This window comes from Marinifilum sp. D737 (genome assembly GCF_026672275.1).
Taxonomy (GTDB): Bacteria; Bacteroidota; Bacteroidia; order Bacteroidales; family Marinifilaceae; genus Marinifilum.
The window spans coordinates 34023-46066 of sequence record NZ_JANQCD010000001.1 but is presented as its reverse complement, the minus strand read 5'-3'; the positions used below and the strand labels follow the sequence as shown (position 1 = coordinate 46066).

Here is a 12044-nt window from a genome sequence, read left to right as displayed (position 1 = left end):
ACTATTTTCTTTTGTAATCGATAAATGAATAAGGATATTCATTCTTCTCATCGGGCATACAATCTTCTCGAGCTAAGGATTCCCATTCTGCTGATTTAATTTCCGGAAAGAATGTATCACCTTCAAATTCTTTATGAACCAGCGTTAGGTACAATTCGTCAGCTTTTTCCATTGCTTGTTCATAAATTGCTCCACCACCAATAATAAATACTTTATCCTGATCCTTAACAGCATCCAAAGCTTCTTCCAAAGAATGAACTACAATACATCCCTCCTGCTTGTAATTTTCCTGGCGAGTAATGATTACCGAAGTTCTATTAGGCAGTGGCTTTCCAATGGAATCGAAGGTTTTGCGTCCCATTATAATGGTATGCCCTGTAGTTAAAGCTTTAAATCTTTTCAAATCTGCCGAAAGGCGCCAAATTAATTGGTTGTCTTTTCCAATAACATTGTTACGGGAAGCAGCGACTATAATAGCTATATTCATGAATTATTAATTACGAATTACGATGTTTAATGGTTGTTTGAATACTTCCAATAATACGGAGTAGTTCATCTGCATCTTCCAAAATACTTATTCCTTCTTCTTTGGTAAGGTAATTGGTTTCAACCAATAATCGAATCCAATAATGAGATTCCCTTCCTTCTTTATATTCAATGGTAATCTTGGCAAAAAAATCTTTCTCACTTTGTCCTCCAATTGCCTCTTCAACATTTGCACCAATAGAAGTCCCAGCACGCAAAAGTTGCTTAGTTAAAATATATTCTTTTTTCTCCTCGTTTAAATATCTACACAAATTCACAATACGAACTGCAAAATCAAAACTTTTCTGTTGCAATACATTATTCCTTTTCATTCGTAATTCGTAATTGCCTATTCGTAATTAAATCGATATCGCTCCTTTGATATGAGGATGTGCTTCATAATTCTCCAATGTGAAATCTTCATACTTAAAATCGAAAATGCTCTTCACATCAGGATTAATTCTCATCTGAGGCAAATCTTTTGGTTCTCTGCTTAATTGCAACTTAACCTGATCCAGATGATTCATATAAATATGAGCATCGCCCAAAGTATGAACAAACTCACCTGGTTCAAGATCACAAACCTGAGCCATCATCATGGTAAGTAAGGCATAGGATGCAATGTTAAAAGGGACACCCAGAAAAATATCGGCACTTCGCTGGTACAGTTGACAAGACAATTTACCGTTTGCAACATAGAACTGGAACAAAGCATGACATGGAGGCAAAGCCATATTTTCAATATCTCCCGCATTCCATGCACTTACAATTAAACGGCGAGAATCGGGATTGTTTTTGATATCGTGAACCACTTGCTTGATCTGGTCTAATGATTCGCCATTTTCCTTTGGCCAGGATCTCCACTGGTAACCATATACATGTCCCAAATCTCCATTCTCATCGGCCCATTCGTTCCAAATTCGCACGCCATTATCCTGAAGATATTTCACATTTGTATCGCCATTCAAGAACCATAGCAATTCATGAATAATAGATTTTAAATGAAGTTTTTTTGTGGTAAGAACTGGAAATCCTTTAGACAAATCAAAACGCATTTGATGCCCAAAAACACTTACCGTTCCTGTACCTGTTCTGTCTTCTTTTTTGTTCCCTTCTTCAAGAACTCTTTCTAATAATTGAAGATATTGTTGCATAATGTATAAGTCGAAATTTTAGTTTTTAAAGATACATTAATTCATAAAGAGTATCTAACACCAATCCGATAGATTAACATTTTTTACCAAATACTAATTTTAGATAACGCTCTAGTCGGCAAATCCAAACCACTACAATTCCTAAAACTAACCTTGGAATAATCATCCATCCCAAGGGAACACCAATAGCTGCAAAGAGTAGTGGATCTTCTAATTGTGAGTGCGACACTGCAATATGATGATTTAACAAATCAGCATCCTCCTTACTCATTTTTCCTTCTTCAACCTGCTCCATAATAATGGCAGCACCATAAGCCAAGCCTAATGTATTTGCTACTATCCATGAAAAAGAAGTAGACTCGGGCAATCCCATAACAACTTGCAATGGTTTTAAGAATTTTGAAATCCACCTGATGATGCCGAACAGTTCCAATATTTTTTGAAAAATCATTAATAAAGTAATCAATACAATTACTTTAATGCTTAGTAATAAGGATGACTGAGCCCAATCCAGAAACATGATAGAAAATGATTCCTTTGATGATACAATGGAACTAATTTGCTGCACCGATTCACTTGGTAAAAGCCAATTTAATGCTGCTCCAATTGCAAAACTTCCCAATACACGAAGCAGTATCATCCTAAGCACCGATGATCCCGTTTTTTTCAAAACAGCAGTTTCGATTACAAAACCATGAGCAACCAAACACATTACCGCCAAAATGGTAACTACTCTACCCTGCATCTCAAGACTTGTAATTACTGCTATTGCCGTATATATATTGGTGAAAATGCTTGTTAATAAAACAAATGCCGATTCGCCTGGCAAACCAATTAATTCGAAAGCCGGAGCCAAATGGGAAGAGATTAAAGCCAAAACTCCTGTGTAGTTTAGAATCATGACACCAAAAGAAACCGGAATCATAATGCTAAGCAACCATTTTGTGGTAGAATAAGCCTTTGGCAATGCAATTCTTACCGCTTCTTTTATTTTATCTTTTCCCGATTGCCTTGTTTGATAACTTTTATTTACCTGCATCACCTATAGTTGTTTAGGGAGCAAAAATACCATTTTTTTCAAAGCAATATTGGCTGCATTTGTCATTTATTACACCTCTTACGAAGTTTTCGTTTTACTGCTTTTTAACAAGGCTTTCACCTTTCTTCTTTTTTTGTTAGATTTGGATCTTTCAAAATTGATAGCCAATTATATCTATTGATTTTGAACTACTAGAACAACCAAACCATTTAGAAAAACATTTACTAATCTTATTTAATTTAAACAACGAATTATGGGAATTAAAGGTCGATTGACACTATTAAACTTCCTACAGTTTTTTATCTGGGGAGCATGGTTGATAACCATTGCAAATTATTGGTTTGGAACAAAACAATGGTCGCCTACCGAATTTGGCGCCGTTTTCTCAACAATGGGTATTGCCTCATTATTTATGCCAACACTTACCGGTATTATTGCCGACCGTTGGATGAATGCCGAAAGATTATATGGAGTTCTTCATCTGCTGGGAGGTGCAGCATTGCTTTACCTACCTCAAATTGAAACTTCTACCACATTTATCAGCGTAATTTTAGTGGCCATGATTTGCTACATGCCTACCATTGCACTGATGAATACCATTTCTTACACCGTTTTAAAAAATAACAACTACGATGTAATTAAGGTATTCCCTCCAATTCGTGTGTGGGGAACCATTGGTTTTATTGTAGCCATGTGGGTAACCAACCTTACGGGATCAAAAGCTTCGGCAAACCAATTTTACATTGCAGGATTTGTATCATTCCTATTGGCGGCCTACTCTTTTACCATGCCTCAATGTAAGCCTCAAAACAAGGGACAAAAAGGTGCTCCTCTTGCTGAAACATTAGGTTTGAATGCCTTTAAATTGTTCAAGAATTACAAAATGGCATTGTTCTTTATCTTCTCAATGTTTTTAGGAGCAGCCTTACAGTTAACCAATATGTATGGCGATGTATTTCTAGATAGCTTTAAACATGTTGATAAATATGCCGATTCATTTGTAGTGAAATATTCTACCATCATCATGTCAATTTCTCAGATATCTGAAACCTTATTCATTCTGGCAATTCCATTCTTCCTAAAGAAATTTGGAATCAAGAAAGTAATGCTAATCAGTATGGTGGCATGGGTACTTCGTTTCGGATTATTCGCTTATGGAGATCCAGCTGGGGGATTATGGATGATCATCCTGTCGTGTATCATTTATGGTATGGCTTTCGATTTCTTCAACATCTCAGGTTCGCTTTTCGTAGAAACACAGTGTGATTCTAGTATTCGCGCAAGTGCTCAAGGATTGTTTATGATGATGACCAACGGTTTTGGTGCAATCATGGGATCGTGGATTAGTGGAATTATTATCGGAGCATTCTTTACTGGTAATGATGGAAACTTTATTTGGATGGATATCTGGAATACATTTGCAATTTACTCATTGGTAATTGCCATATTCTTTGCCATTTTGTTTAAACACAAACATGACCAAAAGCAAGTAGAAAATATAGCACACTAAAAAATAAAGGCTTACGGCCTGCATCACCCTCTAATTTTCTTTTTACTGAAAGTTAGGGGGTGTTTTTAGTAATGACAATTACCAATGATTGATCAATGATATTGCAGTTATTTCTCATTCAAAAAATAAAAATCATCTCCTTTAAAATAAAAATGGGTGTCTAAAAACGACACCCATTTAAAAATTAGTTTGATTGATCTATTTTATTGCCTTTATAGTTTATAAGCAGAAATTAAATGACTCTTTTCATTGATCACAATTACATTATCAATATCGTCAATTAAATAACTAGGTGTTTTATCAAGTAGCTCTACTTTATAATCTACATTACCTGACTTTTTATCGACTTTATAAATAAAATGCTTTTTACCTGATTCATCTTTTACTTCGTTTACGATAAACTGTGCATCTTTCGTCTTTTTAGAATTATGATAACGTTCACGTGTTACTCTAAAAATTTCATGGGTCACTCCTTCAGAATCTGTTACCCCAAGTCCTGCGATATCGCTCTCCTGAACTTCAGCATCGCCTGTATCCTCATTTTCATTAATTAATGCTTCCCCAGTTGCCAGGGTGTTTAATTTGTTAATATTCCCTATTGCACCATCAATATCAAAATCGACACCTGCAATAGCTAAACCAAATTGAGCTGCACCTTTTAATCCTTTTATAGAAGAAGACGGCTTATAATATTGGGTATATTTTAGCTTACCATCACAACTCAATAGAGAAATATGCTGAGGAGTTGTAAGCAAGTATCCTGTATTAGCAATGTACTCAGCTTCCAAAGGTGTAGATTTCGAAACCTTCTCCAATTTAATTTCATTGGCAAATTGCTCTATATCACCTGATTTTAAATCAAATTTATATCCCTTTTTATTTTCAAAAAGAACCACTTTACTTTCTTCTGTATCATAAGTTACTGCAGGAATTGCTTTAAATTTAACTGTCTTATCCCATACTTTCTTTCCATTTTCAAAATTCAAAATATTGGAATTTTCAGTTGAAATATACATAATCCCTTTTGAGGTACTAACAGCATAGTAAACGTAACCATCTACACCTCTATTCCATACTTTCTTCCCATTCTTGTCAAACAGATAAATATCTCCTTTCTTTTCTTCTTTGCAAATGGCAAAGTATCCTTTTTCATGAGGTATAACTTCATTAAGATTATCCAATTTTGCCTTTTTAGGCCAAATCACTCCATTTGTTTCTGGATTGATAAGGTTAAATCCTGAATTTTCAACCAAAATCAAGTTACCATCCTGATCCTTTGTAACATCAACTAATTCACCTTTTAATTTAAACTTGCCTGGTGTGATATCTTTTCCCGTTTTAGGTTCAAGAATTATTAACATTTTATGCTTACGTACTCCCACATATACACAATTATTTAATGGTGAATAAATTAAAGTTCTAACCGGCTTTTTCCATTCATTCGACCATAAAAGCTTTCCAGTATTTAAATCCAGATTAAAGATCTTGTTCTTTATACTCAAAATAATACTTTCGTCATTCGTAAAGAAAGGACCTTGCGATATAATACTTGTATCGATTCTTAAACCTAAAAACTTAAAGACCTTTCCAAGATTGGTAATCCATTTCTTTTTCCATGTTTTAAGATCAAATCCCATCAATGCAGTATCATCTCCTTTCGACATTTCGAAAAGAATTAAATTCTTATCACTATGAATACCATAGCTTTGAATACGTACTCCATCCTTTTGTGTATCATATAGAATTTCTCCATTACTTGAGTTAAGGATTACTCCATTTTTTGCGAAATCAATATAACATATTGGCAAACCATCAATTAATTTTAGTGAACCTTTTACAGCTCCTCTCAGCTCTGAATTATGCCACAAAGTCTTTCCCGTGGTATTATCAAGAGCCAATAAACCCTTAGTTCCTGAGGCCAATATGAAACCTTCGCTTGTTTGCTCAATCCAGTTTACCGCTCCTAATGCAGAACGCAAATCTTGCTCCCAAATTTTATTTTGTCCCTCCACAATAGAATGGCTCAAAAAAAACAAGGTTAAAATACCAATTGCTTGTTTTAATAATTTCATAGTTTAATTTTTAATTAGATCCTTGATGTATGCAACTCCTGCCTATATTTTTACAAATAGCATTAAATCTACATACATCCATAATTTTTCATTAAGTTAATATCAACGAACAAACCTAGCAGATTTTAGTTTAAATAACAATAATTGATGTTTAATTTTTATCAATCTTAATAGTTGATATAATAAAATGATATTAAAAACTATACCTCAAATAAAAGCAATAAAAAAGCAGGCTATAAACCTGCTTTCCTTTTGATATTTTATTTTACCTATTCTCCTCTTTTATCAAGCTCATCTCTTATTAAAGATGCCTTTTCGTAATCTTCATCCCGAATGGCATCTTCAAGCATTCCTTGCAATTGTGCTATGGAATAATCACTATACTCGCTGCTTGAACTTGTTTCACTCGAACTAAATTCAGCAGTTGGTGCCGTAATCGTGGGCTCTTGAGGTTCTCCCTCTATTGATAAAACAATTCCTGCTTTCTCAATAATTTCATCTGTTGTATAAATCGGACATTTAAATCGAAGTGCAATGGCTACTGCATCTGAAGTTCTGGAATCAATACGAATGCGATTACTTCCTTTTTCACAAATTAATTCCGAATAGAAAATTCCTTCTTCTAATCGATATATATTGACCTCGGTAACATTTACAGTAAATGCTTCTGCAAAACTTTTAAACAAGTCATGAGTCAAAGGCCTGGGTGGATCTAATTCCTCAAGTTGAATAGCTATCGACTGCGCTTCAACTCCCCCAATAATAATGGGAATACGTCGATCACCATCCTCTTCAGATAAGACCAATGCGTATGCTCCAGTTTGTGTCTGACTATATGACAATCCAAGAACGTTTAGTTTTATTTTACCCATAGGTTTTTACAAATTTCCATCTTTCTTGAAGCAAATATAATAATTGTTTCGAAGCTTCTTAACAATAATTGAAAACAAGACTTCATGATTTATTTGCATTCCAGAATTTCACAATTCAAAATCGGCCAAAACACCGACTATTCAATCATTTACCAAATCCACCATATTCCTTCAGCCGAATGATTAGATAGCTTTCCTAAATGTATACATGAAGATACAATTATTAGCCTACATAATCCAAACCTGAATCAGGAAACTTTGTACATTTGCAAGGATTTCACAGCCTTTTTTATAAATGAGGCGATTAGCGAAGAAAAAAAGTTGAGAAAACAAGCATTTATATCCTTAAAACTTTGTTTATCAATTATTCTTTTCTATTTTTGCAATCCGAAAAATAATTTCTTCGGGGGTTCACCAAGAGGAATAACTTGATTAGCAGGTTGCCCACCCCCTGGAACAAACCGTAAAATTGTATTAAAATGTACGCAATTGTAGAAATCGCGGGTCAGCAATTTAAAGTTGAAAAAGACCAGAAGATTTTCGTTCACAGATTAGAAGCTGAAGAAGGTGGACAAGTTGAGTTCGCTAAAGTTCTTTTAGTTGATAACGAAGGTGAAGTTGTAGTTGGAGCTCCTGCTGTTGAAGGTGCTAAAGTAACTGCAAAAGTTTTATCACACATGAAAGGTGATAAGGTAAAAGTATTCAAAAAGAAAAGAAGAAAAGGATACAAAAAACTGAACGGTCACCGTCAGTACCTTTCACAAATTCAAATTGAAGAAATTGTAGCTTAATCCTTAAAAATATTACAAAATGGCACATAAAAAAGGAGTTGGTAGCTCGAAGAACGGTAGAGAATCGGAAAGTAAACGATTAGGAGTTAAAATTTACGGCGGACAATTTGCACAAGCTGGAAATATTCTTGTACGCCAAAGAGGAACTAAGCATAACGCGGGTGAAAACGTAGGTTGTGGTAAAGATCACACTCTATTTGCACTTGTTGATGGAACAGTTGTTTTCAGAAAGAAAAGAGACAACAAATCTTACGTTTCTATTGAACCTCTTGCTGAATAGTTAATTCAGTATTAAAATATTTAAATCTCCTGCTTTATCAAGGTATAAAGACAGGAGATTTTTTTATTTTTACACTTTCATAAAAATCAGGAATAATCATCAACAAAAGATAATAGATGCTAAGCCTAAAATATTTACAGGAAAATCAAGAGGAAGCCATTAGGGCTTTAAAGATCAAAAATTTCGATGCCACTGAAATTATCGGAAAAATTATTGATCTTGATGAAAAAAGAAAAGCTACTCAAGCAGAACAGGATGCAACTCAGGCAGAAATGAACAGCTTGTCGAAAGAGATTGGTATGCTTTTTAAAAGTGGAAAGGCTGAAGAAGCTAATGCAGCAAAAGCTAAAACGGGTGAGTTGAAAAACTCCATTGCTGAATTAAACTCGAAGCAAACTTCCATTGTTGAAGAATTAAACAATTTGCTATTGCAGATTCCTAATATTCCTCATTCATCGGTTCCTGCAGGTAAAGGTGAAGAAGATAATGTAATCGAAAAAAGTGTTGGTGAAGCTCCAAGTTTAGCTCCTGATGCAATTCCTCACTGGGAATTGGCAAAAAAATACAACTTGATCGATTTCGATTTGGGTGTGAAGATTACGGGTGCTGGTTTCCCACTTTATCGTGGTAAAGGTGCTATTCTTCAAAGAGCTTTAATCAATTTCTTCCTGGATGAAAACCGCAAGGCTGGTTACGAAGAAGTAATTCCTCCATTGGTTGTAAACGAAGATTCGGGATACGGTACAGGTCAGTTACCTGATAAGGAAGGACAAATGTACCATGTTACAGAAGATAATTTGTACTTGATTCCAACTGCTGAGGTTCCGGTTACAAACATTTATCGCGATGTAATTTTAAAAGGAGAAGATTTTCCGGTTAAGAATACTGCATACTCGGCTTGTTTTAGAAGAGAAGCTGGTTCGTACGGAAAAGATGTTCGTGGTTTGAACCGCTTGCACCAATTCGATAAAGTTGAAATTGTACAATTGCAACATCCTGAAAAATCATACGAAGCATTAGAAGGCATGGTAAATCATGTTGAAAGTATTATTCAAAAATTAGAGTTACCTTATCGTTTGTTGCGTTTGTGTGGTGGCGATACAAGCTTTACTGCTGCTTTAACTTTTGATTTTGAAGTGTACTCAGCAGCTCAGGATAAATGGCTAGAGGTTAGCTCTGTTTCTAACTTTGAATCATACCAGGCAAATCGCTTGAAATTAAGATTTAAGGATAAGGACATGAAAAAACCGCAATTGGCTCACACATTAAATGGTAGTGCATTGGCTTTGCCAAGAATTGTAGCTGCATTGTTGGAAAATCACCAAACGCCGGAAGGAATTAAAATTCCTAAAGCATTGGTTCCTTACACAGGATTTGACATGATCGACTAATCGATTATCAAAATATTTGCTAAAGCCCGAACCTAAAAGTCGGGCTTTTTTTTATTTTTATGGTGCTGAATCAATAAAAATTTCATTTTGAAAAAGATACTAACAAGCATATTACTGATTTCACTGCTATCAACCTGCCTATCTACTTTGGGTCAATTAAACATTCAATCCGGAAGCCAGTTGGCATTTAAATACTTTCGCGACAAGGAATACAAGCCTGCTTCTACCCTTTTCTACGATTTGTATGATTTTACAAAATCAAAAACCTATTACAACTACTATGTAGATTGTTTGATTGCATTGGAAGAATTTAAGGATGCAGAAAGTTTTGTGAAGAAACAGGTACGAAAAAATCCAAACGATAATAGTTTCATTATAAGTTTGGGCTATGTTTATAAGAAATGGAATCAGGAAGAAGAAGCCTTCAAGCAATACAATAAAGCACTTCAAAAACTAAAACCCATTAAGGTTGATATTAATAGTATTGCCAATGCTTTTATTTCCAAACGAGAATATGAGTTTGCTGCCAAAGCCTATCAAAAAGGTCGAGAACTATTAAAGCAGCCTCACCTTTATCATATCGAATTGGGAAATATTTATCTCTATCAAAGAGATTTTGAAAAAATGCTTGCTGAATTTTTAATTGGTGTATCCATCGATCCAAGCAAAGTTAATACGGTACAAAATCGCCTTCAATCTGCACTTGCTCAGGATATCGATTCAAGTCTTGATCCAATAATCAGAAATCAGATTTTGAATAAAATGCAGACAGAACCAGACAATTTGGCTTTGAAAGAATTATTGCAATGGTACTTTATGCAAAAAAAACTGTTTAAACCTGCCTTGGCCCAAGCCAGATCTATCGACTTAATCAAAAAAGAAGATGGATTTCGCATCATGTCTTTAGCCTATACAGCAAGAACAAATAAAGATTTCGAAACGGCATTGGAAGCTTTTCAGATCGTTATTGATAAAGGAGCCGAAGCTTCAAACTATTTTAAAGCCAGCACAGAGTACTTAGAAACAAGATTCTTACAGTTAAAAGAAACCGAAAACAGCTCACAAGAACAATGGGAAAACCTGGCTTCTTCTTACGACAAATTCTTAAACCAGGAAAAAAATATAGGCCAAACAAGCAGGGCTATTGTTAGACATGCTCACATATTATCGGCTTACCTAAATCAAAGCGATAAAGCAATTGAAAAACTTGAAGCTATTCTAAAAAATAGAAACATTCACCCACAATTTAAATCAGAAATTAAAATGGAATTGGCAGATATTAAATTGTTTGCCGATGAAAAGTGGGATGCCATCCTGCTCTATTCTCAGATTGAAAAAGCCAATAAAAACAACACCATAGGCTACGAGGCAAAATTCAAAAAAGCTAAGGTTTCCTATTATATGGGAGAATTGAAATGGGCAAAAGCTCAGTTAGATGCTCTTAAAGGAAGTACCTCAAAATTAATTGCCAATGATGCAATTGCTTTATCGCAGTTAATTAGTGATAACACCACCTTAGATACCAGTTATACGGCAATGAAAACTTATGCGGAAGCTGAGTTTTTAATCCTACAGAAAAAAGAAGATAAAGCCTTAAACAAGTTGGATGAATTGATAAGAAACCAACCTGCCCATAGCTTAATCGACGAAGTGTATTTTAAAAAATATGAAATCTATTTGCAGCAGAATAAACTGGATGACGCTCTGGAGAATCTTGAAAAAATAATTACAGATCACCCATGGGATTCAATTGCAGATAAAGCATTATTCCGAAAAGGGAAACTGCTTGAAAAAATGCAAAACTCGCCTGCTGCTTTAGATTGTTACAAATCAATTATTACAGATTATCCGGATAGTATTTTTTCGGTTGAAGCCAGACAAAGAGTTAATGCATTAAGAAATTAATGGAATTCTACTTGCTGTAAAAACAAGTGTTGATTTTAGAAATAAGCACGAATTACACCAATTTCTCAAACTTTGAATTGCGTGGCAATTTACACAATTAAATAATTCGTGATAATTTGTGTCTTCAGTTGTTTATATATTACTTACGAAGTAAGTTTTTAATAAATTTGCGCGACTTTTAAAGATATACGATATGTTATTATACAATACAAGCTATTTGCTTGAACAGGAACTAGAGGGTGTTTTTGTAGAGTGGATGAAAACGAAGTTTATTCCTCTTTTAAAGGAAACCAGTACTTTCTCGGACAACTATTTTTGTAAAGTAATGGTTGCACAAGAAGATGGCGGAATGACTTATTCATTGCAGCTTTTATTCAAAACTCGCGAACAGTTGGAAAAATACATCAATAGTTTTGAGCCAAGAACCAAAGCGGTTTTTAATGCCAGATTTCAAAACCAGGTAATCACATTTTCTTCTCTTTTGCAAGAAGTTTAATTCCAAGCA

12 protein-coding genes are annotated in these 12044 nt (G+C 34.6%); 6 read left to right on the top strand and 6 right to left on the bottom strand.

Annotation, left to right across the window (positions count from 1 at the left end; all coding sequences use genetic code 11):
* Position 1: 1 nt before the first annotated feature.
* From NQ163_RS00210 to NQ163_RS00195, 4 genes are all read right to left on the bottom strand, one after another.
* The gene (locus NQ163_RS00210) at positions 2 to 487 is read right to left on the bottom strand and encodes a dihydrofolate reductase (protein ID WP_268188308.1); all 486 of its coding nucleotides are present in this window, start codon (positions 485 to 487) and stop codon (positions 2 to 4) included.
* A 10-nt stretch (positions 488 to 497) separates the two neighbouring features.
* Complete coding sequence (locus tag NQ163_RS00205) at positions 498 to 857, bottom strand: four helix bundle protein (protein WP_268188307.1); 360 nt, start codon at positions 855 to 857, stop codon at positions 498 to 500.
* Between the two features lie 27 nt (positions 858 to 884).
* On the bottom strand, positions 885 to 1679 hold the full coding sequence (locus NQ163_RS00200) for a thymidylate synthase (RefSeq protein ID WP_268188306.1): 795 nt from the start codon (positions 1677 to 1679) through the stop codon (positions 885 to 887).
* 73 nt (positions 1680 to 1752) lie between these two features.
* Positions 1753 to 2718, bottom strand: a complete 966-nt coding sequence (locus NQ163_RS00195; protein WP_268188304.1) for a nucleoside recognition domain-containing protein — start codon at positions 2716 to 2718, stop codon at positions 1753 to 1755.
* A gap of 253 nt (positions 2719 to 2971) precedes the next feature.
* On the opposite strand from NQ163_RS00195, the gene NQ163_RS00190 reads away from it, so the two are divergent.
* Positions 2972 to 4228 carry a nucleoside permease gene (locus NQ163_RS00190; RefSeq protein ID WP_268188303.1) on the top strand — a complete coding sequence of 419 codons (1257 nt, stop codon included), beginning with the start codon at positions 2972 to 2974 and terminating at the stop codon, positions 4226 to 4228.
* Positions 4229 to 4440: 212 nt separating this feature from the next.
* Here NQ163_RS00190 and NQ163_RS00185 read toward each other — a convergent pair whose 3' ends face one another.
* Together NQ163_RS00185 and NQ163_RS00180 are read right to left on the bottom strand one after the other, a co-directional pair.
* Entirely contained in the window at positions 4441 to 6300 is a 1860-nt protein-coding gene (locus NQ163_RS00185; RefSeq protein ID WP_268188301.1) for a PQQ-binding-like beta-propeller repeat protein, read from the bottom strand.
* A 269-nt stretch (positions 6301 to 6569) separates the two neighbouring features.
* Positions 6570 to 7172, bottom strand: a complete 603-nt coding sequence (locus NQ163_RS00180) for a bifunctional nuclease family protein (protein WP_268188300.1) — start codon at positions 7170 to 7172, stop codon at positions 6570 to 6572.
* A gap of 479 nt (positions 7173 to 7651) precedes the next feature.
* Between NQ163_RS00180 and rplU the strand changes: the two genes are divergently transcribed.
* The 5 genes from rplU to NQ163_RS00155 all read left to right on the top strand — a co-directional run bounded on the left by rplU (position 7652) and on the right by NQ163_RS00155 (position 12035).
* Positions 7652 to 7963 carry a 50S ribosomal protein L21 gene (gene rplU / locus NQ163_RS00175; RefSeq protein WP_171594099.1) on the top strand — a complete coding sequence of 104 codons (312 nt, stop codon included), beginning with the start codon at positions 7652 to 7654 and terminating at the stop codon, positions 7961 to 7963.
* A 19-nt stretch (positions 7964 to 7982) separates the two neighbouring features.
* Entirely contained in the window at positions 7983 to 8243 is a 261-nt protein-coding gene (gene rpmA / locus NQ163_RS00170) for a 50S ribosomal protein L27 (protein ID WP_054716802.1), read from the top strand.
* Between the two features lie 116 nt (positions 8244 to 8359).
* Positions 8360 to 9634 (top strand): serine--tRNA ligase, encoded by a 1275-nt coding sequence (gene serS, locus NQ163_RS00165; protein WP_268188297.1) that lies wholly within the window; start codon positions 8360 to 8362, stop codon positions 9632 to 9634.
* A gap of 87 nt (positions 9635 to 9721) precedes the next feature.
* Positions 9722 to 11539 carry a tetratricopeptide repeat protein gene (locus NQ163_RS00160; protein WP_268188296.1) on the top strand — a complete coding sequence of 606 codons (1818 nt, stop codon included), beginning with the start codon at positions 9722 to 9724 and terminating at the stop codon, positions 11537 to 11539.
* Between the two features lie 193 nt (positions 11540 to 11732).
* Positions 11733 to 12035, top strand: coding sequence for a DUF4286 family protein (locus NQ163_RS00155; RefSeq protein WP_268188295.1), 303 nt, complete (start codon positions 11733 to 11735; stop codon positions 12033 to 12035).
* Positions 12036 to 12044 lie beyond the last annotated feature (9 nt).